General features: G+C 63.9%; 22 protein-coding genes and 1 riboswitch. Of the genes, 12 read left to right on the plus strand and 10 right to left on the minus strand.

Translation table 11 applies throughout. The features are described from left to right. Nucleotides 1–23: 23 nt before the first annotated feature. Nucleotides 24–1,154 carry a hypothetical protein gene (locus tag E8M79_RS16985; RefSeq protein ID WP_137153028.1) on the minus strand — a complete coding sequence of 377 codons (1,131 nt, stop codon included), beginning with the start codon at nt 1,152–1,154 and terminating at the stop codon, nt 24–26. Between the two features lie 195 nt (nt 1,155–1,349). Then, complete coding sequence (locus E8M79_RS16990; protein WP_248305080.1) at nt 1,350–1,895, minus strand: DUF1134 domain-containing protein; 546 nt, start codon at nt 1,893–1,895, stop codon at nt 1,350–1,352. A 169-nt stretch (nt 1,896–2,064) separates the two neighbouring features. Between E8M79_RS16990 and E8M79_RS16995 the strand changes: the two genes are divergently transcribed. From E8M79_RS16995 to E8M79_RS17005, 3 genes are all read left to right on the plus strand, one after another. After that, the gene (locus tag E8M79_RS16995) at nt 2,065–2,532 is read left to right on the plus strand and encodes a YHS domain-containing (seleno)protein (protein ID WP_137153030.1); all 468 of its coding nucleotides are present in this window, start codon (nt 2,065–2,067) and stop codon (nt 2,530–2,532) included. A gap of 115 nt (nt 2,533–2,647) precedes the next feature. Continuing rightward, nucleotides 2,648–3,325: a histidine phosphotransferase ChpT gene (locus E8M79_RS17000; protein ID WP_248305023.1), complete on the plus strand. Its 678-nt coding sequence runs from the start codon at nt 2,648–2,650 to the stop codon at nt 3,323–3,325. Nucleotides 3,326–3,417: 92 nt separating this feature from the next. Beyond that, nucleotides 3,418–3,783 (plus strand): response regulator, encoded by a 366-nt coding sequence (locus tag E8M79_RS17005; protein ID WP_137153032.1) that lies wholly within the window; start codon nt 3,418–3,420, stop codon nt 3,781–3,783. On the opposite strand, the gene E8M79_RS17010 is transcribed toward E8M79_RS17005, so the two are convergent. Beyond that, nucleotides 3,780–5,048, minus strand: a complete 1,269-nt coding sequence (locus tag E8M79_RS17010) for an RNA polymerase sigma factor (protein ID WP_137153033.1) — start codon at nt 5,046–5,048, stop codon at nt 3,780–3,782. The genes E8M79_RS17005 and E8M79_RS17010 overlap by 4 nt on opposite strands. Before the next feature lie 119 nt (nt 5,049–5,167). Beyond that, a complete protein-coding gene (gene ctrA / locus E8M79_RS17015; RefSeq protein WP_137153034.1) occupies nt 5,168–5,875 on the minus strand; it encodes a response regulator transcription factor CtrA in 708 nt (235 codons plus the stop codon). Nucleotides 5,876–6,296: 421 nt separating this feature from the next. On the opposite strand from ctrA, the gene fliI reads away from it, so the two are divergent. Beyond that, nucleotides 6,297–7,625 (plus strand): flagellar protein export ATPase FliI, encoded by a 1,329-nt coding sequence (gene fliI / locus E8M79_RS17020; protein ID WP_137153035.1) that lies wholly within the window; start codon nt 6,297–6,299, stop codon nt 7,623–7,625. Between the two features lie 52 nt (nt 7,626–7,677). Further along, nucleotides 7,678–8,091, plus strand: coding sequence for a flagellar export protein FliJ (gene fliJ / locus E8M79_RS17025; protein ID WP_137153036.1), 414 nt, complete (start codon nt 7,678–7,680; stop codon nt 8,089–8,091). Nucleotides 8,092–8,142: 51 nt separating this feature from the next. Here the strand turns inward: fliJ and E8M79_RS17030 are convergent, their stop codons facing one another. After that, entirely contained in the window at nt 8,143–8,856 is a 714-nt protein-coding gene (locus tag E8M79_RS17030; protein WP_137153037.1) for a thiamine diphosphokinase, read from the minus strand. A gap of 20 nt (nt 8,857–8,876) precedes the next feature. Beyond that, nucleotides 8,877–8,976, plus strand: a riboswitch (TPP riboswitch). A gap of 68 nt (nt 8,977–9,044) precedes the next feature. Between E8M79_RS17030 and thiB the strand changes: the two genes are divergently transcribed. The 3 genes from thiB to E8M79_RS17045 all read left to right on the plus strand — a co-directional run bounded on the left by thiB (nt 9,045) and on the right by E8M79_RS17045 (nt 12,372). Continuing rightward, nucleotides 9,045–10,049: a thiamine ABC transporter substrate binding subunit gene (gene thiB / locus E8M79_RS17035; protein ID WP_137153038.1), complete on the plus strand. Its 1,005-nt coding sequence runs from the start codon at nt 9,045–9,047 to the stop codon at nt 10,047–10,049. 87 nt (nt 10,050–10,136) lie between these two features. Then, entirely contained in the window at nt 10,137–11,747 is a 1,611-nt protein-coding gene (locus tag E8M79_RS17040; protein WP_137153039.1) for a thiamine/thiamine pyrophosphate ABC transporter permease ThiP, read from the plus strand. Continuing rightward, on the plus strand, nt 11,734–12,372 hold the full coding sequence (locus tag E8M79_RS17045; protein WP_171015906.1) for an ATP-binding cassette domain-containing protein: 639 nt from the start codon (nt 11,734–11,736) through the stop codon (nt 12,370–12,372). The genes E8M79_RS17040 and E8M79_RS17045 overlap by 14 nt, the downstream gene beginning before the upstream one ends. 8 nt (nt 12,373–12,380) lie before the next feature. Here the strand turns inward: E8M79_RS17045 and E8M79_RS17050 are convergent, their stop codons facing one another. Both E8M79_RS17050 and E8M79_RS17055 read right to left on the minus strand, forming a co-directional pair. Further along, the gene (locus E8M79_RS17050; RefSeq protein ID WP_137153041.1) at nt 12,381–14,393 is read right to left on the minus strand and encodes a hypothetical protein; all 2,013 of its coding nucleotides are present in this window, start codon (nt 14,391–14,393) and stop codon (nt 12,381–12,383) included. A gap of 48 nt (nt 14,394–14,441) precedes the next feature. Then, nucleotides 14,442–15,731 carry an adenylosuccinate synthase gene (locus tag E8M79_RS17055; RefSeq protein ID WP_137153042.1) on the minus strand — a complete coding sequence of 430 codons (1,290 nt, stop codon included), beginning with the start codon at nt 15,729–15,731 and terminating at the stop codon, nt 14,442–14,444. 225 nt (nt 15,732–15,956) lie between these two features. Here E8M79_RS17055 and E8M79_RS17060 point away from each other — a divergent pair, with 225 nt between their 5' ends. The 3 genes from E8M79_RS17060 to E8M79_RS17070 all read left to right on the plus strand — a co-directional run bounded on the left by E8M79_RS17060 (nt 15,957) and on the right by E8M79_RS17070 (nt 17,979). Next, the gene (locus tag E8M79_RS17060; protein ID WP_171015907.1) at nt 15,957–16,844 is read left to right on the plus strand and encodes a DMT family transporter; all 888 of its coding nucleotides are present in this window, start codon (nt 15,957–15,959) and stop codon (nt 16,842–16,844) included. Continuing rightward, nucleotides 16,844–17,407, plus strand: coding sequence for an NUDIX domain-containing protein (locus tag E8M79_RS17065; protein ID WP_171015908.1), 564 nt, complete (start codon nt 16,844–16,846; stop codon nt 17,405–17,407). Before E8M79_RS17060 ends, E8M79_RS17065 begins: the two co-directional genes overlap by 1 nt. A gap of 113 nt (nt 17,408–17,520) precedes the next feature. Continuing rightward, entirely contained in the window at nt 17,521–17,979 is a 459-nt protein-coding gene (locus E8M79_RS17070) for a hypothetical protein (RefSeq protein WP_137153045.1), read from the plus strand. Nucleotides 17,980–18,017: 38 nt separating this feature from the next. On the opposite strand, the gene serA is transcribed toward E8M79_RS17070, so the two are convergent. From serA to E8M79_RS17085, 3 genes are all read right to left on the minus strand, one after another. Then, the gene (serA, locus tag E8M79_RS17075) at nt 18,018–19,601 is read right to left on the minus strand and encodes a phosphoglycerate dehydrogenase (RefSeq protein WP_137153046.1); all 1,584 of its coding nucleotides are present in this window, start codon (nt 19,599–19,601) and stop codon (nt 18,018–18,020) included. Nucleotides 19,602–19,756: 155 nt separating this feature from the next. Further along, nucleotides 19,757–20,932 carry a phosphoserine transaminase gene (locus E8M79_RS17080; RefSeq protein ID WP_137153431.1) on the minus strand — a complete coding sequence of 392 codons (1,176 nt, stop codon included), beginning with the start codon at nt 20,930–20,932 and terminating at the stop codon, nt 19,757–19,759. Nucleotides 20,933–21,278: 346 nt separating this feature from the next. Continuing rightward, a complete protein-coding gene (locus E8M79_RS17085) occupies nt 21,279–22,109 on the minus strand; it encodes an alpha/beta hydrolase (protein ID WP_137153047.1) in 831 nt (276 codons plus the stop codon). Nucleotides 22,110–22,265: 156 nt separating this feature from the next. Here E8M79_RS17085 and E8M79_RS17090 point away from each other — a divergent pair, with 156 nt between their 5' ends. After that, nucleotides 22,266–23,207 carry a GlxA family transcriptional regulator gene (locus E8M79_RS17090; RefSeq protein ID WP_248305024.1) on the plus strand — a complete coding sequence of 314 codons (942 nt, stop codon included), beginning with the start codon at nt 22,266–22,268 and terminating at the stop codon, nt 23,205–23,207. Nucleotides 23,208–23,236: the final 29 nt, after the last annotated feature.

Here is a 23,236-nt window from a genome sequence, read left to right on the forward strand (position 1 = left end):
ATCCAACGAGGCGGTGAAATTCTCTAGCGGCCCTGGATTTCCCGCAGCGCCGCCATACGGTCCGACACCGAGCCGCGCCGGCTCTTGGCCGGCGGTGGCGGCTCCAGCGGCCCCTCGTCGCCTTCGTCGGCAAAGCGCTGCACCCGGTCGAACAGGCTTTCGGGCTCGCCCTTCTCCACCGGCGTATCGGTATCGACGGCATAGACCAGCTTGCTGACGCTGGCGGCGATATCGTTGAGCTTTTCGCGCAGATAGGCCTGTTCGAGCCGATCGCTGTCCCAATCGGCCATGATGGTGGACTCTACCCCGGCCACGGTCCTGCGCAGCGCCTCGACCTCGGCCTCAAGGCTGAGCTTGTCGGCCAGCAGCGTCTCGACGCGGCTTTCGGACTTGGCCACCACCTGGCTGGTTTCTGCCAGAATGGCATTGAGGCGGTTTTCCGCGCTCGCCATACGCGCCTCGGCGGCAATCAGCGCCGCATTGGCCTCGGCCCTGCTGTCGCCCTCGCCGGCCAGCGCCGCACGCATCTGCGCCATGGCCGCACTGGTCTCATTGCTGCGCCGGTCCGACCCCTCCAGCTGCGACAGCAGGCCCTCGGCCTGTTCCTGCAGGAAGCCCGCGCGCTTGCGCTCGGCGGCCAGCGCCGCCGACAGCCGCGTGATGTCGCGGACATAGTCGCCCGAAAGGCCCTCGCCGTTCAGCTCGCCACCGGGAACCAGGCTGTCATTGGCCACCTGGTTGCGCAGGCTCAGCTGTTCGCTCAGCGCCGCGCCATGCCGCTCCAATTCCAGAATCCGGCCCCGCAGCTCGGTTTCGCGCCGCTCCAGCTCGCGCGTCGTCGCCAGATGCTTGTCGCGTTCGGCCTTGAGCGCACCCAGATCGCTGCGCTTCTGGTTCACATCGCCCAGCTGCTCGGCCAAGCGCTTGCGCAACTGCTCGACATTCATCTCGAGCCGGCGCGTCGACAGGGCAAATTCGGCGCGCAACTGATCCTTGTCAGCGCGAAATTCGGCCATGGTGATGGGCGTTGCCGCCTCGATGCGGCGCTTGGTCAGCCGCACGGCCCGCTTCCACACCGATGGCATGATGATCAGCGCGACCAGGCCTGCCACCAGCAGTCCAAGCGCAAAATACATCATGTTCTCGATAGGCATTGACCGGTCTCCGAACCGCGCAGCGCTGTGGCGCGGGTCACGTCTGGTTTTCGCAGCTCTGGCGCTGGCCCGCCATCATAGCCAATGATTAACCCTAACGCGTGCGGACGGTCCAGTCACGACAATGCCGGGCCCTTGCGACGCCCGGCATCTTGCCGTCACGCGATGGTGACTGGTTGTGCTTGGTCAGCCCGCTCAGAAGGGGTTCCAGGTCGGCTCGGCCGTGAACTTGAGATAGCCCACATTGATGCCCAGCCGGGCGCCAACGCCCGAGCGGATCGGCACGATCACCACATTGCCGCGCTTGATCACCGTCATGCCAAAGCCGCCCACGATATAGGCCGAGCCGTCCACGCCGGCAAAGCGCCCCAGCACGTCCTGGATCTGGTTGAGGCTATAGACCAGCATCATCACCTTGGAGCCGTCGCCGCCCACGTCAAAGCCGATCGAAGGGCCCTGCCAATACAGGTTATATTCGCCTGCATTGCGGGTGTAGAGCACGCCCTCGCCATAGCGGGCGCCGGCAAACAGCGCGCCGCCGGCGTCTTCGCCCAGCACATAGCCATTGGGCAGGCCGAACTGGCTCACGGCCCGTTCCACCACCGAGGCCAGCCCCTGCGAGGCCGAGCCGAAGAACTGCTTGCCGCTGTCCACCAATTCGGAACCCGAATAGCTGTCGCTCAGCGAGCCCTGGGCATGGGCGGCCGACAATGGGGCCAGCACACACGCAAGCAGGGTCATGATGAGGGCGAGGCGCTTGAACATGTGAAGTCTCCCGATGGGGTGGCTAAGGCAGCGATTGCGACACGGACGAAACGAGGAGCTTAACTTTTGTGCGGCACACTCTGTCCCCAGTGTTGGGCCGATCCATGGTTTGAAGATGACGCAAACCTATAAACAAATCTTAACCATGCTTGCCTTTGTTTTGCCGCTATTGGCCGGGGTTTGCGGCGGTTTGCCGGCCGTGCGCGCCCAGTCGGTGGTCACCCTGATCGTCACCGACCCGCTCACCGGCATTGCCATGTCCGGCATGGACCCGGTCAGCTACTTCACCGAGCCCGAGCCGCTCCAGGGCTTGGCAGACTATGAGTTCATCTGGAACAACGTGCCGTGGTATTTCGCGACGCCGGCCAATCGCGACGTCTTTTCGCGCTCGCCCGAGATCTATGCGCCCCAGTTCGGCGGCCATGATGGCATGGGTGTGTCGCGCGGCTTCCTGTCTGATGGCGATGCGCGTTTCTTCGCCATGTTCAAGCAGCGGCTTTACCTCTTCTACTCCGCCGCCAATCGCGAGGCCTTCCTGCTGGCGCCCGACGCGGCCGCCACCCAGGCCGAGGCCCGCTGGCCCGAACTGTCCAAAACCCTGTCGATCCGCTGAACTTCCTGTTGGCCGGGCTGCCGACGCGTGCTTTTTGGGTCCACTTTTAACCGCCAGCCACTAATGTCGGGGCAAGTGATTCTTTGCCGACGACACGCCTCACGGAGACATCTGCATGGCCGACATTATCGAGCTTAAGGCAACCGACCTCGCGGCCATGCTGTGCAGCCGGGTCTGCCATGACCTGATCAACCCCATCGGCGCCATCGGCAATGGCCTGGAAGTGCTGGGCGATCCCAATCAGGCCGAGATGGCCGACGGCGCGCGCGACCTGATTTCGAGCGCCGCTCGCCAGAGCCGCGCCAAGCTCGAGTTCGCCCGCCTGGCCTATGGCGCCTCCTCCACCTCGGGCACAGACATCGACACCCGCGAGTGCGAGCGCGTCGCCCGCATCCTGTTCGAGATCGAAAAAGCCGATCTGGAGTGGAATGTCCCGCTGATCCTGCTGCCCAAGCACAAGGCCAAGCTCTTCATGAACATGCTGCTGATCGCCGCTATGTCCGTGCCGCGCGGCGGCCAGGTCACGGCCAGCATCACCGGCGACGCCGGCAATGAGAAGTTCGAATTCACCTCCAAGAGCGATCCCGAGAAGCGTCAGAAGACCCTGGTCCCCTCCGGCGCCGCCGGCCTGCTCGCTGGCACGCCCGACGAGGGCTTTGTCGATGCGCGCGGCATCCAGCCGTTCTACACGGGTCTGCTCGCCCGCATGACCGATATGGAGATCAGCATCGGCATCGTCGACGAGGTCTTCCGCTTTAGCGCCACGCCCAAGGCGGCTGTAACGTCAGTCTAATGTCAGGCAAATGTCAGCCCTTTGCTAACCTATTCATAGGAAGTGATGGCTAGAATTGGCTCCGGTGCGACACAGCCCGGAGCCTGGCCCAGATGAAATCCTGCCTGATCGTCGATGACTCCGCAGTGGTCCGAAAGGTCGCTCGCCGCATCCTCGAGAACATGGACTACATCGTTGATGAGGCCGAGGACGGCCAGGAAGCCTTCGACAAATGCCGCCAGGAAATGCCTGACGCCATTCTGCTCGATTGGAGCATGCCCATTCTTAGTGGCTTGCAATTCCTCAAGCTTTTGCGCGGCTACGACGGCGGCGAGAAGCCGCGCGTGGTCTATTGCACCGTCGAGAACGACATCGGCGCCATCGCCATGGCCCTCAAGGCTGGCGCCAGCGACTATATGATGAAGCCCTTCGACCGCGCCATTCTGGAAGCCAAGTTCGAGCCCGACCTGGCCGCCTAGGCCGCCCGCTCATCCCGCGCCCGCCCCAGCAGAAAGGCCTTCTCCCGGCCATTCCGCGTCAACCCGGCCGCCCGCTCAAACTCATCGGCCGCCTCGGCATGCCGGCCCAGTTTGCCCAGCACATCCCCCCGCACGCTATAGAGCAGATGATAGCGGGCCAGCGCCGGATCATCGCGAATCGCGTCGATCAGCACCAGTGCCGCCGCCGGCCCGTCAGCCATCGACACTGCAACGGCCCGATTGAGTTCCACCACGCTGGACGGCGATATCTGCGCCAGAACGCCATAGAGCGCCGCGATCCGGCTCCAGTCGGTTTCCGCCGCCACCCGCGCCCGCGCATGGCAGGCCGCAATCGCCGCCTGTAGCGCATAGGGTCCGCTCTCGCCACCCAGCTCAATGGCCCGTGCCAGCGTCGCCAGGCCCCGCTCAATGGCCGCCCGGTCCCACCGGCCGCGATCCTGATCCAGCAGCAGCACCGGCTCGCCGTCCGCCCCGACCCGGGCCGCCATGCGCGAGGACTGGATCTCCATCAGCGCCACCAGCCCATGCACCTCGCTGTCCCCAGGCGCCAGCCCGGCCAGCACGCGCCCCAGCCGGATCGCCTCCTGGGCGAGCTGCGGGCGCATCCAGTCCTCGCCGGCTGTTGCCGAATAGCCTTCGTTGAAAATCAGATAGATAACGCCCAACACCGAGGCCAACCGCTCCGCCCGCTCAGCGCCGCTGGGCACGGCATAGGGGATCTGGGCCGTGGAAATGGCCTTCTTGGCCCGCACGATGCGCTGCCCGATCGTCGGCTCGGCCACCAGGAACGCCCGGGCAATTTCCTCGGTGGTCAATCCGCCCACCAGCCGCAGCGTCAGCGCCACCTGCGCCTCAGCCGGCAGAATGGGGTGGCAGGCGGTAAAGATCATCTTGAGCAGGTCGTCGCCGACCTCATCGTCCATCTGCTCATGCAGCGCTTCGATGGCATCATCGCCAGCGCTGTCCATGTCCCGGCCGATCTCGGCCAGCTTGTCGCGCGCCATGCTGCGGTGGCGGAACATGTCGATGGCGCGCCGCTTGGCGGTCTGCATCAGCCAGGCCGCGGGATTGTCCGGCACGCCGCGCTCCGGCCAGGTCTTGAGCGCCACCAGCAGGGCGTCCTGTGCCAGTTCCTCGGCCAGCGAAATATCGCGCACCACCCGCGTCAGCCCGGCAATCAGCCGCGGCTGCTCGGTTTTGAACACAGCAATGATGGCGCGATGGGTTGGCGATTCTGGGGTCATGGGTCCCGATGAAACCAGCATCCCGCCACAGCGACAATCGCCATTGCGACCCGGTCAATGGAAAAACCCCGCACGACAAAGTCGCACGGGGTTTAATCATTCAGCCGTCCTGATGCGGATCAGGCGACGTTTTCCGAATAGCTGTCGTTCTCATCGGGTTCGCGCAGCACATAGCCACGGCCCCAGACGGTCTCGATGTAATTCTTGCCGCCGGTGGCCACGCTCAGCTTCTTGCGCAGCTTGCAGATGAACACGTCGATGATCTTGAGCTCGGGCTCGTCCATGCCACCATAGAGGTGGTTGAGGAACATTTCCTTGGTGAGCGTGGTTCCCTTGCGGAGGGAAAGCAGCTCAAGCATCTGATATTCCTTGCCAGTCAGATGCACGCGTTGGGCCTGCACTTCGACAGTCTTGGTATCGAGATTGACGGTGAGCTCGCCGGTGCTGATGACCGACTGGGCATGGCCCTTGGACCGCCGAACGATGGCGTGGATGCGGGCCACGAGCTCGTCCTTGTGGAAGGGCTTGGTCATGTAGTCGTCGGCGCCGAAGCCCAGACCACGCACCTTATCCTCGATGCCGGCAAGACCGGATAGAATGAGGATCGGCGTCTGCACCTTCGCCACGCGGAGGGTGCGCAGCACCTCATAACCGCTCATGTCGGGCAGATTGAGATCGAGAAGAATGATATCGTAGTCGTAGAGTTTGCCGAGATCGACGCCTTCCTCACCCAGATCGGTGGTGTAGACATTGAAGCTCTCGGACTTCAGCATCAGTTCGATGCTCTGCGCCGTAGCGCTGTCGTCCTCTATAAGGAGTACCCGCATTATATTCCCCTTGTCATTCGTTCCTGCTGGAACCGTGGGACCTGGCCTGCCCACGCCAACCCTACTGGATATGACTGAACCCTAAGTCCAAATAGTTAACAAAGTTTAATTCGGTTCGGCAATACGCAAAGAGCGTTAGGGTGAATTAAGTCTAAGTCATTGAAATTTAAGGGTTAATCTTATCAATTTTTCTTAAGAAAATGGTTTAAGTTGACCCGGCAAGCGACTCTCGGGACTCAAGCAATCCGGGGTGTAGTGGGGGTTTGGACCGGGCCGGGCGTCAGGACGCGGGCGAAGCGATCAACAAGCTCAAATAGCGCCTTTTGCTTAACGATGGGTTACTGTCTGATTCGTGGAATGGTTCGAGCCAGCGCTGGCAGAAACCTTAATGCGAAATGAACGAATCCGGGATTGAACACCGATGAAGGCCCTGATCTCGGCCATTGAGGCCATCGACGATATTGAGGTCTATGGTCGGGTCAAATCCGTGCAGGGCCTGCTCATCGAGATCGTCGGTCCGGTGCGCGAACTGCGGGTCGGCGGCCGGGTGCAAATCGAAAGCACCGATGGCGAGTACCTGGCGGCCGAGATCATCGGCTTCAAGGATGGTCGCGCCCTCTGCCTGCCGTTCGGCCAGCTCTCGGGCGTGCGCCTGGGCTGCAAGGCCATTTTCCAGCGCAGCGATGGCGCCGCCTTCCCCTCCGAGGCCTGGCTGGGCCGCGTGATCAATGCGGTGGGCGAGCCCATTGATGGCAAGGGCCCGCTCGAGCGCGGCGCCACCGCTTATCCGCTGCGCCAGAATCCCCTTCTCGCGCATGACCGCGTGAGGGTGGGCGAGCCACTCGATCTGGGCGTGCGGTGCCTCAACACCTTTACTACCGTCTGCGAAGGCCAGCGCCTGGGCATCTTCGCCGGCTCGGGCGTCGGCAAGTCGGTGCTCATGAGCATGCTGGCCCGCAACACCAATGTCGACGTCGCCGTCATCGGCCTGATCGGCGAACGCGGCCGCGAAGTGCATGAGTTCATCCAGGAATATCTGGGTGAAGAAGGCCTCGCCAATGCCGTGGTGGTGGTTGCCACCTCCGATGAGGCGGCCCTGATGCGCCGGCAGGCCGCCTATATGAGTCTGACGCTCTCGGAGTTTTTCCGCGACCAGGGCAAGCGCGTGCTTTGCATGATGGATAGTCTGACCCGCTTTGCCATGGCCCAGCGCGAGATCGGCCTGGCCATTGGCGAACCGCCCACGGCCAAGGGCTACCCCCCTACGGTCTTCACAGAATTACCACGATTGTTGGAACGGGCCGGTCCAGGCACACCCACAACCGGTTCTGTTACCGGACTCTTTACCGTTTTGGTTGAAGGTGATGATCACAACGAGCCCATTGCGGACGCCGTGCGCGGCATTCTGGATGGGCACATTGTGATGGAGCGCGGAATTGCCGAGCGGGGACGCTACCCCGCCGTCAACGTGCTCCGGTCCATCTCGCGCACCATGCCAGGGTGTGTACCGGTCAGTTTCAGACCGGTCCTGGCCAAGGCGCGGGAGCTCATGTCGATCTATTCCGACATGGAGGAGCTGATCCGGCTGGGGGCTTACCGGAAAGGGTCAGATCCGAAAGTGGACCGCGCGATCGCTATCAACCCGGCGCTGGAGGCTTTTCTCAGCCAGGACCGGGAGGAGACGACGACAGTGGCGGAGGGCTATCAGATGCTCGAGGCCATTATCGCTGAAGCGGGCGCGGCAGACTGATGGGGCTGAGTATCGGCCCCGGAACTGACTTGGTGTGTAAGGAGTACAGGTCTTGAAATCGCGCAGCGAGAGCCTCATACGGCTCAAGAAGTTTCAAGTGGACGAGAAGCGCCGCCAGGTAGCGCAGATCGAGATGATGGTGAACGATTTCGTGCGCATGGCGTCCGAACTCGACCAGCAGATCGAGATCGAGCACACCAAGACCGGCATTTCCGACATTGCCCATTTCGCCTATTCAACTTTTGCCAAGGCTGCCCTGAGCCGCCGCGACAACCTGTTGGCCTCGGCCAGCGACATGCGCGGCAAGCTCGAAGCTGCCCAGGATGCCCTGGCCGAAGCCCTCGAAGACCTCAAAAAGGTCGAACTGCTCGACCAGCGCGAACACCAGCGCGAGGCTGCCGAGCAGCTCAAGGCCGAACAGGCCGAATATGACGAGATAGGGCGCCTGCGCTTCCGCACGCAGTAATCGCTGAGCACCACATGTAAACGGGCCCGCCAGCGCGGGCCCTTTGGCATGTCATGCGCCCGGCGGACTGACTCCCGCCACCGCCACAAGGTCCCACAGCCGCTCCTTGCCCAGAATCAGCAACCAGGGCGTATCATCGCGCGGCACGATCTCAACGCGGCCGCCTGTGCCCTCGTTGGACGTCCCGAGCAGCCCGCCCGGCTCCAGCGTCAGCCCATCCACCGGATAATAGAGCCCGCTCGAGCGTACAAATCCGACGGGCAGCAGCGGGTGGATCGAGATTCGCTCACGCGCCGCAGCGTCAAACGCCACCGGTCCCACCACGGCCAGTGCCACGTCCACCTCGTCCACCACCAGCAGCCGCCGCTTGGGCGCAAACTGCAATACCGCGCTCAGCGCCGCCAGCGTGTGATCGAGGCGCTTGCCCGTCATGCCCACAGCCAGCGTCACCGGCGCGCTGGTCGAATAGAGCGCCTTTTGGAAATCGGTCGTCACCTGTTCGGGGATATGGATCACCCGTGTGCGCCCATCCCAGCCGGCCCGGTCCCGCAGCGAATCAAGGTCGCCGATGATAGCCGCCGGCACCAGCCCCGCATCGCCAATGGCGTCCCCGCCGCCGTCGGCGCCCACCAGGGCCACCCCATGCGCGACCAAGCTACGCAGCAGGGCGGGGTCGACGGCCCCGCCGCCCACAATGGCCATGGGCCCGTCAAAGGCGACGAATGGCGCATCCGCCGATGGTACGGAAGTGTCTTGCACTGTCACAAAGCTCTCATTAAGTGTGGGGTGTCTCGCTGGGGTGTTCCGGACTTTCCGGAGCTGAGAGTTACCCATTGAACCTGAACCAGGTCATGCTGGCGGAGGAAGTTCGAGATGGCAAGGGCATCTCGTATTGCCGCGCCATTGACACACGTCCCCTTCTTTCATGGCCGCAACCGACGAAGGGATGACCCATGGTCAAGTCCACCCGCCTCGTTGCTGCGGTCCTATTTGGACTGTTCGCGGCGCCTGTTTCCGCCCAGGAAACGCCTACGCTCACCATCTACACCTATGACGGCTTTGCCGCCGAATGGGGCCCCGGCCCGGGCCTCAAGGCCGGCTTTGAGGCCACGTGCGGCTGCACCGTGCAGTGGATCGCGGCCGACAGCTCGATCGGCACGCTGCGCCGCGTGCAGCTCGAGGGCGACACCACCCCGGCCGATTTGATCGTCGGTCTTGATACCGCCATCGCCGGCGAGGCCCGCGACACCGGCCTGTTCGCCGACCACGGCCTTGACCTCTCCGGTCTCAGCCTGCCCGAGCCCTGGACCGACGCCCAGTTCGTGCCCTTCGACTATGCCCATTTTGCCTTTGTCTATGACAGCGACACGGTCAACACGCCGCCGAAATCCTTCGAGGAGCTGATTGCCCTGCCAGCCGATTTCAAGATTGCCATTCAGGATCCGCGCTCGGCAACGCCCGGCCTGGGCCTGGTGCTCTGGGTCAAGGCCGCCTATGGCGATCGCGCCGCCCAAATCTGGGCCGGCCTCAAGCCGCATATCCTCACGGTCACCCGTGAATGGAGCGAGAGCTACAACCTCTTCCTCACCGGCGAAGCCGATATGGCGCTGAGCTACACCACCTCGCCGGCCTATCACATCATCTCCGAGAACGATCAGACCATCCATGCTGCCCTGTTCGACGAGGGCCATCTGGCCCAGACCGAAGTGGCCGGTATTCTCAAATCGTCCAAGCATCAGGATCTGGCCCGGCAATTCCTCGCCTATATGACCTCGGCCGAGGGCCAGAAGATCATCCCGACCACCAATTGGATGCTGCCGGTGACCAATCTGGGCGACCAGCTCGACCCCACCTTCGCCACCCTGCCGCAGCCGGCCAAGACCTTGATGCTCACCGATGCCGAAATCGAGGCCAACAGCCAGGCCTTGATCGACGAAATGCTGCAGGCCATCCAGTAGCCGCAGCTTGACGGCACCGCGCGCTGCGGCACCTATCCTGCGCCCTGCCGGATGGGGCGCCGCAGCATCGTCCAGATTGGGAACGCCATGCCCGCCAAACTAACGGCCACCACCCTGCCCCCGCGCCCGCTTCGCACGGCCACAGCCACGCTGCTGGCCCTGGCCATTGCTGGTCTAGTGGCCCTGGTGCTCTGGTCCATCCTCGCCGCCGCAGGCGCCTCCACGGGCAGCGCCAGCCGCGTCGATATCCCCCATCTGCTGCGCATGACGTCCATCCAGGCCGGGCTCACCACCGTACTCTCGCTGGCCGTCGGCGTGGCGCTGGCCTGGTCGCTCAACCGCCTGCGCTTCCCCGGCCGCGATCTGGTCGTGGGCCTGTTTGCCTCGGCCATCGTCACCCCCGGCATGGTGGTGGCCTTTGGCCTCCTCTCCATCTGGGGCCGCAATGGCTGGATCAACCAGATCAGCCAGGCCCTCTTTGGCCAGCCCATCGGCAATCCGGCTTTCGGGCTCACCGGCATCCTCTTTGCCCATGTCATTCTCGACGGCGCATTCGCCGCCCGCATCCTGCTGGCCCGCCTCGATGCCAACGCGCCCGATAGCCTCAAGACGGGCCAGTCGCTGGGCCTCTCGGCCTGGCAGCGCTTCGCCATTCTCGATTGGCCCGCCATGCGCGGCAGCATGCCGGGGCTGGCGGCCATTATCTTCCTCCTCGCCTTCACCAGCTTTCCCATTGTCCTGCTGCTCGGCGGCGGCCCGGCCAACCAGACCCTGGAAGTCGCCATCTACGCCGCTGTGCGACAGGATTTCGATCTGCTGGGCGCCGTGCATCTGGCGCTGACGCAGATCGCGGTGTGCTCGGGCGTGATCCTCATCGCCGCGGCCTTCGCGCCGGTTCCCGCCAGCTTCGGCGCCTCGGTGGCGCCAAGCTGGCGCGACGGCGCCACCGCGCGCCTGCTGCAAGTCCTGGTGCTGCTGCTCAGCACCATCGGCTTCGGCCTGCCGCTGGCCGCCGTTCTGGTCGATGGCGTCACCGCCGGTTTCAGCGCCGTTCTGACCCAGCCCGCCTTCTGGTGGGCCGGCCTCAGCAGCCTCCTCATCGGCAGCGCTTCGGCCTTGCTGACCCTGCTGCTGGCCCTGGGCCTGGCTCTGGGGCGCGCCGCCACGCCCCATGCCCCCATCCGCACGCTGCTCGGCGTGCCGGCCTTCGCCTATCTCGCCGTCCCCGCCGTGGTGCTCTCGCTGGGCTTTTTCCTGCTGGTGCGCAGCCTGGGCCTTGCTCCAGCCGCAGCCGCACCGGCCGTGGTTATCCTGGGCAACAGCCTGCTGGCCCTGCCCTTTGCCATGGCCACGCTCGGCCCGCCGCTGCAGGCCATTGCTGCCACCCGCGGCAAGTTGGTGCGCACACTCGGCCTCTCCGGCTGGCGCCAGTTCACCGCCGTCGAGTATCCCCTCCTCGGCCGCGACATCGGCGTCATGCTCGCCCTCGCCTTCTGCTTCTCGCTGGGTGACTTGGGCGTCATCGCCCTGTTTGGCACTCAGGACTTCCAGACGCTGCCGCTGCTGATGTTCCGCGCCCTGGGCAGCTATCGCGGCAATGATGCCGCCGCCATTGCCGCCGTCCTGTTGGTCGGCACCGTGCTGGCCTTTGTCGGCCTGCCCAAGCTCTTTGAGAGGATTGCCAATGCTGCGCGTTGACGAGTTGACCTTTGCCCATCCCGGACAGGCAAGGCCCTATGTCTTCAGCATGTCAGCAGCGCCCGGCGAGATCACCGCGGTCTCCGGCGCCAGCGGCGCCGGCAAATCCACCCTGCTCGATCTGCTGGCCGGCTTCCTGATCCCCGCCACAGGGACCATGACCCTGGATGGCCGCGACCTGCTGCCCCTGGCGCCCGAAGACCGCCCTGTCTCGCTGCTGCTGCAGGCGCAAAGCCTGTTCGAGCATCTGCGCACCGATAGCAATGTCCGCCTCGGCCTGCCGGCCCGCACGCCACGCCACGAGGCAGATCAGAAGGTGAAGGCCGCGCTGGCGGATGTGGGTCTGGTTGGTCTCGATAGTCAGCGCGCGTCGACGCTCTCGGGCGGACAGAAACAGCGCGCAGCACTGGCCCGCACGCTGTTGCGCAACCGACCGATCCTGCTGCTCGATGAGCCCTTTTCAGCGCTGGACGACGCCACGCGCACGACGATCCGCGATCTGGTACTGCAACTGACCCGGGAAAGGGGGTGGCATACCATCCTCGTCAGCCACCACGCAGACGACATCACTGCCATCGCCAGCCAGCGCTATGTCATTGCCGATGGGCAGTTGATCGCGGTCTAGCCGCGATCTTATTTGGCCCAGGTGTCGAAGACCTTCTTGAACAGCGCCTGCGCGTCATCATCCTTTTCGATGGTGACAATGGCATTGCGGCCCGTGCCATAGACCACGGCCAGGTCGATCCACTTGCGGCTCTCCAGCAGATCCTTGTTGGTGGCCGCATCGTCCGGCGCCGCGCTGAGCGCGAATAGGAACGAATTGCCCACCACGCGCGCCGAAGCGCCCACCAGCGGCGTACCGGCCACCAGTTCCTGGTTCTTGAGCAACACACCGGGCAGATTGGCAATCGTGCCGCCGATGAAGCTGTCACTGACCTCGAAATCCACTTCCATCAGATGGCTCGCCGGCAGGCTGGGATCTGAGTTCTTGCGGATTGTGATGTTGACGCCCAGATTGCGCGCCGGAATGCTGGCATGCGCGATCAGCGTCGGCAGGTTGAGCTCATCAACGCCCTCGCTCCACTCCACCGTGCCCGAGAACGGTACGGCACCGGTGGTACCGGTCGAGCTGGCTTCCAGCAACAGCGACTGGCTGCCCGCCAGCACGGCCGGATCGACCGAGGCGGCCGGGTCATTGGCAGCAACTGTCGTTGCGTCCTGGCCGGGCAAGCGCTCCTCACCCTTGCCGTCTGCACTGCCGATCGAGGGCAGCACGGTCTCATTGCCCGTAGGCACAACCGGTTCCGGCGTCGGCTCCAGCCGCGTATCCGGCTCCAGACCTTCGAGCGTCGTGGCCGGCCCCGTTACGGTAGCAGTCGCCGTATTGCCCGGCGTTGCAGCAGAATCGGTCGCCACTGTCTCTGCCGGGGCAGGATCAAGCGTTGGTGTGGTGACCGTTGTCGCAGCTTCCGCCGGCACAGCCTGCGCCTGGCTGAACATCTGGTCCACCGGAATATAGCCTTCGCGCCAGGCCCACAGGCCAGCCCCACTCACACCGACCAGCAGGACGGCAAAGACGACCAGGAAAATCGTCAGGCCTGAAATCGAGCGCGACTCACCTGCGGCGGCGAAGCCACTGTCGTCGTCGTCCTCGACCCGGGCAGCGGTCCCTTTGTCGATCTCGGCCGTATTTGCCGCAGTGAGCACAACGCTCGGCTCACCGCGCGCTTCGCGATCCAGCGTCTCGATGGCGCGTTCAATGGCGCCCTCGGCTTCGGCCGTATCGGGCTCGACAATCTCGAGTTCGACTTCGCGGATCGCCGAGAGGGCGGGCACAACGGCGGCCGCCGCCGGCATCGACGAGCCGATATGGCGCGGCGCGGCTGGCTCGATTCGGGGCGGCACCCGCAGTGGCTCAGCCGATGCGGCCGGCGCCAGGGGCGAGGCGCTGCGGCGCGGCTCGAACGGGGTCGGACGATTGGCAATATCGAGCGGACGGACATTGGACGCCGGCAGAACCGGCTCGGGCCGCGGCACAACGGGTGCCACGCGAGGCTCGGCAGCCTTGGCAGGCGTATCGACCGTTGCGACCTTGGCGCCGCCGGCACTGGCCGCCTGCTCGATGATTTCTTCGATCGACATTGCCGATGTCGGCTTGGGACCTTCGGCTGCTGGCGCGGGTGGTGCCACCACAGGCTCGGCAGCCGCCACGGGCACCGGCTCGGGCTTGCGCGGTTCAAATGACCGCGGCTCCAAGGGCTTAGACTCGGTCGGGCGCGATTCAAACGGCCGCGGCTCCACCGGCTTCGGCTCGCTGGCACGGGGCTCAGGGCTTGGTGGCGGCGGGGTGGGCGTGAAAGCCGGACGGGGCTCGGCCGGACGGGGCTCGGCCGGACGCGGCGAAAGCGACGCCTCCCGGCCCAGCATGATCACGGCCTCGCTGGCCTCTTGCTCAACCTGGCGAATGCAATCTTCAAGCTGCAGCCTGTGCTGGGTGATATCGCGCGCCGGCAATGGGGGCGTGATCGCACGCAACTGGCCGACCAGTGCGGAACGCGCCTTCTCGTAGACCGCCCGGCGGGCGGCCCCATTATTCTCCGGCAGCGCCGAGATGGCCCGGCGCAACAGCTCTTTGTAGTCCGCCATTGGTTACTTGGTACTCACGATGTCCACGACGTGTTGTATCAAAAAAACTTAGTCTTGGAATGGGTCAACCACCAGGATGGTATCGAGCCGTTCCGGGCTCGTCGACAGCATGGCCACGGGGGCCCCGATCTGCTCTTCGATGAACCGGACATATTTGATGGCCTGGGCCGGCAGCTGAGCCCAGCTGCGCGCCCCGGCGGTCGTTTCCGACCAGCCCTCAAGTGTCTCATAGATCGGCTTAACCCGCGCTTGCGCTCCCATTGAGGCAGGCAAGTAATCGATCCGTGATCCATCCAGCTCATAGCCGACGCAGACCTTGATCTCCTTCAGACCATCCAGAACATCCAGCTTGGTCAGGGCAATGCCCGAAATGCCTGAGGTCTTGACCGTCTGGCGCACCAGCACGGCATCGAACCAGCCGCAGCGGCGCGGCCGCCCGGTGTTGACGCCCACTTCGCGACCGACGCTGGCCAGATGCTTGCCGATGTCGTCATCGAGTTCGCAGGGGAACGGACCTTCGCCAACGCGGGTCGTATAGGCCTTGGTGATCCCCAGCACATAGCCGATGGCCGTCGGCCCCAGGCCCGAGCCGGCAGCAGCCTGACCGGCCACCGTGTTGGACGAGGTCACAAAGGGATAGGTGCCATGGTCATTGTCCAGCAAAGCGCCCTGTGCGCCTTCGAACAGGATGCGGGCGCCGGCCTTGCGCTTGTCGTCCAGCACCTGCCACACGCGATCCATGAACGGCAGGATCTCGGCAGCCACTTCCATCAGCTCGTCATAGATCTTCTGGGCCGAGATCTCGACCAGGCCCATGCCGCGGCGCAGCGCATTGTGGTGCGACAGCAGGCGCTCGATCTTGACCATCAGCGTGTCCGGCTCGCTGAGGTCAATCAGACGGATGGCGCGACGGCCAACCTTGTCCTCATAGGCCGGGCCGATACCGCGCTTGGTCGTGCCGATCTTCAGGCCCGAGTTGGAGTCCTCGCGGATGGCGTCGAGTTCACGATGCAGGGACAGAATCAGCGGCGCATTGTCGGCAATGCGCAGGATCTCGGGCGTGATCTCCACGCCCTGCCCGCGCAGCTTGGCCATCTCGACGACGAAATGGTGCGGATCCACCACCACACCATTGCCGATGACCGAGAGCTTGCCCTGCACCAGACCGGACGGCAGCAGGGCCAGCTTATAGCTCACCCCGTCAATGACCAGGGTATGGCCGGCGTTGTGGCCCCCATGGTAGCGCACCACCACATCGGCGCGCTCGCTGAGCCAGTCCACGATCTTGCCCTTGCCCTCGTCGCCCCACTGCGAGCCGACGACAACCACATTAGCCATTGAAAAACCTTCTCCAGGATAGGCGCGAAACAAAGGGTCCGACACACAGGTCGTCCCTTCCCGATTTGGACGTCTGTCCCCCCGGCCACAGGATTGGATGGGTTTGATCGTGGCCGAATAACTGCTAAGTCCGAATGTCCATACATCAACCGGGCAATTATGACAAAGCCGCAGGATCACCAAAATCGCGGCATTTCCGCTCGCTTGCTCGATCAGCCCTATTTGATGCTGATTTTGGCCCCCATGTTCTGGGGCGGCAATGTCGTTGCGGCCAAGATGGTCGTGGGGGAAATGGATCCCTTCCTGCTGCTGGCCAGCCGCTGCGTCGGCGCCACGCTGTTCATTCTGCCCTTCGCCTGGCGATTCCTGGGGGCCGACTGGCCCGTGATCCGCCGCGCCTGGCCGCTGCTGATGGCCTATGGGGCCGTGGGCTATGCGCTCTTTAATGGCTTGCTCTATGTCGGGCTGACCACCACCACGGCTGTGAACTCATCCATCGAGCAGGGCGCGCTGCCCCTGATCATCCTGGCGGCCAATTTCATCGTCTTCCGCGTGCGCGCCACGCCACTGCAGATCGTTGGTGTGCTGATAGCCATCACCGGCGTCGCCCTCACCGCAACCCATGGCGATCTTGCCCGCATCCTGACGCTCGACGTCAACATCGGCGACGGCTTTGTCATCCTCGCCTGCCTCAGCTACGCCGCCTATACGCTGGCGCTGCGCTTCCGCCCGCCGGTGCATCTGATGAGCTTCATGGCCATTGCCTTTTCGGGCGCGGCCCTCACCTCCCTGGTCATGCTGCAGCTGTTCGGCACCGGCCTGGGCAGCTTTGCCAGCCTGCCTGATGCCTCGCCCAAGGTCTGGGCCGTGCTGGCCTATGTGATGGTCTTCCCGTCCATGTTCAGCCAGGTTTTCTACGCCCGTGGCGTCGAGCTGGTCGGCCCCAACCGCGCCGCGCCCAGCCACAATCTCATTCCGGTGTTTGGCGCCCTGGGCTCGATCATCATCCTGGGCGAGCGCCCACAGGCCTATCACTACATCGCCGCCGCCATCATCATCGCCGGCATCATCATGGCCGAATGGGCCGCGCGGCGCCGGAAGGGCACCATCTGATGTCGGGGCACAGTGACTTCACCGCCCGGCTGACCGAGCTGGTTGCGGACTATCTTGCGGCAGCGCCGCGAGCCGAACATCTGGCTCTGCTGCGCTGGCAATTGGCGGCGGGCCATGACCTTTCCCAACGCACGACCATGCCGGGGCACCTGACGACCAGTGCCATCGTGCTATCGCCGGACAATAGACAGATCCTGCTGATCGATCACGTCACCATTGGCCGCTGGCTGCAGCCGGGCGGACACTACGAAGCGGACGAGCACTTCTGGCAGTCCGCCGCGCGGGAAGCCGTGGAGGAAACCGCCGTCACCGGGCTTGTTCTGCACCCCTGGCACGCTGGAGCGGACCGCCCCTTCGTCATCGACAGCCATGACGTGCCCGGCAAGCCCGCCCGCAACGAGCCACCGCATATCCATCACGATCTGCAATATCTGTTCATCGCCGACCCGGCGACGCCACTGGTGCATCAGGTCGAGGAAGTGCATGCGGCGCGGTGGGCGCCGGTTGGAGAACTGGCGACCATTTCGCCCAAGGCGTTCGCCCGGCTGATGGCCCTTGCCTGACACCAGGACGGTAAAGCCGATTCCTGGCGTTTCCCCTGTCCTCTTGCCAACTGACAAAGGTTATGTTCACTTTATGTTCTATTGAACCAGCAACGGAGGGAACGCTGATGTCAATGGAACTCTATGTCTTCTCCGATCGGACCGTGGCCTCGATGGCCGAATGGCAACAAGCCATCTATGCAGACGGTTTCGACATCAAACTTTACGAGCACGCTGCCTTCGAGGACCTGCATGGTTTTCTGCCAATGCGACTGGACGGCGCCGGCAGTGGCGTGGAGGTCGATCACGCAGACAGCGCCGAGACAATTGCATGGTTTGAGCAGGATGGCCCGGCATTCGATCGAAGGTGGCATCGCGCCCTCAGCTTCACCTGGGGCGGCGATTTTCGGGAATTGATCGTGGCCTTTGCAACGGCGGCCAGCTACGCCCGTGCCACGCAGGGCGTGGTTTACGACTGCGAGGAAGGCAGGATCATCGACCCTGATGAAGCGCTCGCCATAGCCCGCCAGCTGGCCGTCGATCTCAAAGACCAGCTTGGCCCACCACGATATGTCTGGGACGATGCCCGATAGCGGTTCGTAGCCGCTATCGGGCGTTTGCCAGCGGGTTCTTAGAACCGCAGCGACTTGGCCTGCTTGACGCCTTCCAGCGATGCGATCTCGGCCAGCTGGGCCTCGGTCAGCGTGCCGTCGATCGAGACCAGCGCGATGGCATCGCCGCCGACATCAGCACGGCCGAGGTTGAAGTTGGCGATATTGATGCCCAGCTTGCCCAAGAGCGTGCCCAGCCGGCCGATATGGCCTGGCTTGTCCTCATTGGTCACATAGAGCATCGACGGCGTCAGCTCGGCTTCCATATTGATGGTCTTGACCTGGATGATGCGCGACTTGCCATTGGCAAACAGCGTCCCGGCGACGCCGCGTTCCTGCCGCTCGGTGGTCACCGTCAGGCGGATATAGCCCTCATAGGCGCCCTGGCGGTCACGATTGGTGGTCTCCACGGTAATGCCGCGATCCTTGGCGATCTGCGGCGCCGACACCATGTTGATGTCACCCAGCGACGGCTTGAGCACGCCATTGATGGCGGCCGCGATCATCGGCTTGGTGTTGAGCTCGGCGACATTGCCTTCGAACTCGATCTTGATGCCCTTGATCGCCGTTTCCGTCAGCTGGCCGGCAAACAGGCCCAGGTTCTCCGCAAGCTTGACCCAGGGGGTCAGGATCGGCGCTTCTTCCGCCGAGATCGACGGGAAGTTCAGCGCATTGGTGATCTCGCCGCTCATCAGATAGGCCGAAATCTGCTCGGCCACCTGCAGCGCCACGTTCTCCTGCGCTTCGGTGGTCGCCGCACCCAGATGCGGGGTGCAGATGACATTGGGCAGCTCGAACAGCGGATTGTTCTCGGCCGGCTCCTGCAGGAACACATCCAGCGCCGCGCCAGCAACATGACCGGACTTGAGCGCCTCATAGAGCGCTGCCTCGTCGATCAACCCGCCACGCGCACAGTTGATGATCCGCACGCCCTTCTTGGTCTTGGCCAGCGCCTTGGAGTCAATGATATTGCGCGTCGCTTCGATCAGCGGCGTGTGCAGCGTGATGAAATCGGCGCGCGCCAGCAGATCGTCCAGCTCAACCTTTTCCACGCCCAGCGTCTGCGCCCGTTCCGGCGTCAGGAAGGGGTCGAATGCGATGACCTTCATCTTGAGCCCGAGGGCGCGGTCGGCAACGATCGAGCCGATATTGCCCGCCCCGATCAGGCCCAGCGTCTTGTTGGTCACTTCGACGCCCATGAAGCGGTTCTTTTCCCACTTGCTGGCGCGGGTCGAGGCATCGGCCTCCGGCAGCTGGCGGGCCAGAGCGAACATCATGGCAATGGCATGCTCGGCCGTCGTGATGGAATTGCCGAAGGGCGTATTCATCACGATGATGCCCTTCTTGGTCGCAGCCGGAATGTCGACATTGTCCACGCCAATGCCGGCGCGACCGATGACCTTGAGATTGTTGGCGGCAGCAATGATCTTTTCGGTGATCTTGGAGGCCGAGCGGATGGCCAGGCCATCATACTGGCCGATCACTTCGAGCAGCTTTTCCTTGTCCTTGCCCAGATCGGGCAGATAGTCGACCTCCACGCCATTGTCCTTGAAGATCTGAACGGCGGTGGGGCTGAGCTTGTCGGAAACGAGAACCTTGGGCATGGCGCCCTCCTGATAAATCGAGTTTGGGGGAACTCACCCCCTCCTACCTCCCCCATCGAGGGGAGGTTTCGCTCCGAGTTTGCGGTCGCAAAGAGTGCAACATACTCGATCAGCACCTCCCCCATGATGGGGGAGGTTGGGAGGGGGTGGAGTCGTTAAGCGGCTGCCTTGTTCAGGGCAGCCTTTTCCGCGGCGAAGGCAAAGTCGAGCCAGGGCACCAGAGCCGCCAGATCGGAGGCTTCTACCGTGCAGCCGGCCCAGATGCGCAGACCCGACGGAGCGTCCTTGTAGGCGCCGATGTCATAGGCCACGCCGGCCTTGTCGAGCCGCGCCACGATCGCCTTGGCAAAAGCTGCCTGAGCAGCATCGTCCAGCGCCGTGATCGCCGGATCGACGATCGACAGGCACACCGAGGTGTTGGAGCGGTTGGCTTCGGTCTTGGCGAGGAAGGCGACCCAATCGGTCTTGGCGACCCAATCGGCCAGCACCTTGAAATTGGCATCGGCCCGCGCCTGCATGGCCTTGAGGCCACCCACGGTCTTGCCCCATTCCATCGCATCGATCGCGTCTTCGATGCACAGCATCGAGGGCGTATTGATCGTGGCGGCCTCGAACACTTCCTCGAGCAGCTTGCCGCCCTTGGTCAGGCGGAAAATCTTGGGCAGCGGGCGGTCGGGCTTGAAGCTCTCGAGCCGTTCCACGGCGCGCGGCGACAGGATCAGCACGCCATGCGCGCCTTCGCCACCCAGCGCCTTCTGCCAGGAGAAGGTCACCACATCGAGCTTGGCAAAATCGAGCTTCTGCGCAAAGGCCGCCGAGGTCGCGTCACAGATGGTCAGCCCCTTGCGGTCAGCCGCGATCCAGTCGGCATTGGCCACCCGCACACCCGAGGTCGTGCCATTCCAAGTGAACACCACGTCGCGCTCGAAATCGACCTGCGCGAGGTCCGGGATCTCGCCATAGGACGCCTTGAGGATGCGCACATCGTCCAGCTTGAGCTGCTTGGTCACATCGGTGACCCAGCCTTCGCCAAAGCTTTCCCAGGCCAGCATGTCAACGCCACGGGCACCCAGCATGCCCCACATCGCCATTTCCACGGCACCGGTGTCCGATGCCGGCACAATGCCGATGCGATAGTCAGCGGGGACTTCAAGCAGTTCGCGCGTCAGGTCGATGGCGCGCTGGATGCGGGCCTTGCCCGGCTTACTGCGGTGCGAACGACCGACCAGCGCATTGGCCAGCGCTTCAACCGTCCACCCGGGACGCTTGGCACAGGGGCCCGACGAGAAATTTGGATTTGCCGGTTTAGCCGTCGGCGCGGTCAGGGGCATATCAGCCATCTTCAGCGACCCTCCCAGGTCTATGCGTCTCGCGTTAGGGCGAGATGTCCTGAGGCTGCAATTACGCCCGAGCCCGAGCGCCGTCAATCACTCTTTTGTCGCAGGGCTGATGACGGCCACATGAAATTGCTCTTCGGCCATAGCGAGAAGCTAAAATCCTTGTAAATCAATGTAGTCACCTGTCTTCCGGTTAACGCCGCCTAGCCAAAGGGCGGCTTGCCGGATACGCAGCGATCCAATCGCCCCGCCGCCGTTCGACGACGGCAGGCGCCGAGACGGCACTGAGGCCCGACACACTGGTCGGGCCTGCCGTTGCGATCATGCCGGATCGGCCAGCTCAAGATTGAACGAAGCGCAGCAGATCGGCGTTTATCAGGTCGGGATGCGTCGCAAACAAGCCATGCGAGAGACCCGCATAAGTCTTGAGCGTGCCGTTGCGCAGCAGCTTGATCGCCTTGTGCGCGGAGTTGGCGATCGGCACCACCTGGTCGTCCTCACCGTGCAGCAGCAGCACGGGAATATCGAGCGCCTTGAGGTCCTCGGTGAAATCGGTCTCCGAGAAGGCAGTGATGCAGTCGTAATGGGCCTTGGCGCCGCCCATCATGCCCTGGCGCCACCAGTTGTCGATCAGCCCCTGGCTGACAGCGGCTCCGGCACGGTTGAAACCATAGAAGGGGCCGGCGGGAACATCGCGGAAGAATTGCGCCCGGTTCGCCAGCAAGGCTGCACGGAAGCCGTCGAACACCGCCATGGGCAGCCCATCGGGATTGGCCTCGGTCTGCAGCATGATGGGCGGCACGGCGCCGATCAGCACGGCCTTGGCCACACGCCCGGGCTCGGCACGCGCCGCGTAGCGGGCCACTTCGCCGCCGCCCGTCGAATGCCCGATATGGACGGCATTGCGCAGGTCGAGCGCCCGGGCCAGTTCGGCAACGTCGGCGGCATAGGTGTCCATCTCATTGCCAGTATCGGTCTGGTCCGAGCGGCCATGGCCGCGGCGATCATGGGCAATGACCCGGTAGCCCTTGAGGCGGAAGAACAGCATCTGGTTGTCCCAGTCGTCTGAACTCAGGGGCCAGCCATGGTGGAACACGATGGGCTGTGCGTCCTTGGGGCCGAGGTCCTTGTAGTAGATCGAGGTGCCGTCGCTGGTGGTGATCGTGCTCATGTCTTTTGTCCCTTCGCTTCTGGGGCAACCCGTCGCCGCCCCTTTGATGTGGACACAATGGCAGCGAACACGGCACCATGCGCTTGGCGAAAGTGACATTGATCGAGGCAAAACGGACAAATGAGCGGGAACACCAGAATTGTCGCGGAAATCGGATTGCTGATCTATCCTGGCGCACAGCTCGCGGCAGTCTATGGCCTGACCGACCTATTCCGCATCGCCGGCGATTGGGCCGCGCCCCTCGATGGCGGGCTGAAACCGGCCATCCGCGTGACCCATTGGAGCGGCGAGGCGAGCGAGGCCATCGACTGCATCTGGGATAGCCATCCTGGGTTGCCGCGTCAGCTGTCGCATATCATCGCGCCGCCCAGCATCATCATGCCCGACAAGATGGCCTCGATGCAGCGTCCATCGTCATGGCTCCTGGACCAGCATCGCGCCGGCGCCACGATCTGCTCAATCTGCGCTGGCGCCTTCGTGGTGGCCGAAACTGGCCTGATGAATGGGCGGCGCGCCACCACCCACTGGGCCTTTGCCAATGCCTTGGCGGATCGGTTTCCCGAAGTGGAGGTCGCGGTGGAGCGCATGGTGATCGACGATGGGGACCTGATGACAGCGGGGGGTATCCTTGCCTGGGCTGATCTGGGCCTGACGCTGGTGGGCAAGCTGATGGGGCCAGCCACCATGCTGGCGACAGCCCGGTTTCTGCTGATCGATCCACCTGGGCGGGCGCAAAGCGCCTTCGCCCAGTTCAACCCGCGTTTTGATCACGGCGATGATGCCGTGCTGCGCGCACAGCATCATCTGCATGCCACCGGGGCGCAGGCCCATGATCTGGCAGAGCTGCTGGCCGTCAGCGGCCTTGAGCAAAGGACATTTTTGCGCCGGTTCAAGAAGGCCACCAGCCTGCGGCCAACCGAATATGCCCAGCAGGTCCGGATTGCCCTGGCCCGCCAGCAGCTGGAGGCCACCAGGCAACCGGTTGAGCAGATCGCCTGGCAAGTCGGCTATTCCGACCCGGCCGCCTTTCGCAAAGTGTTCCAGCGCATCACCGGCATTGGCCCCAACGCCTACCGGGACCGGTTCGGCATCGCCTGAGCGCGAGGTCCACAGGGCATGCCGGAAAC

The organism is Devosia sp. FKR38, assembly GCF_005222805.1.
Taxonomy (GTDB): Bacteria; Pseudomonadota; Alphaproteobacteria; order Rhizobiales; family Devosiaceae; genus Devosia.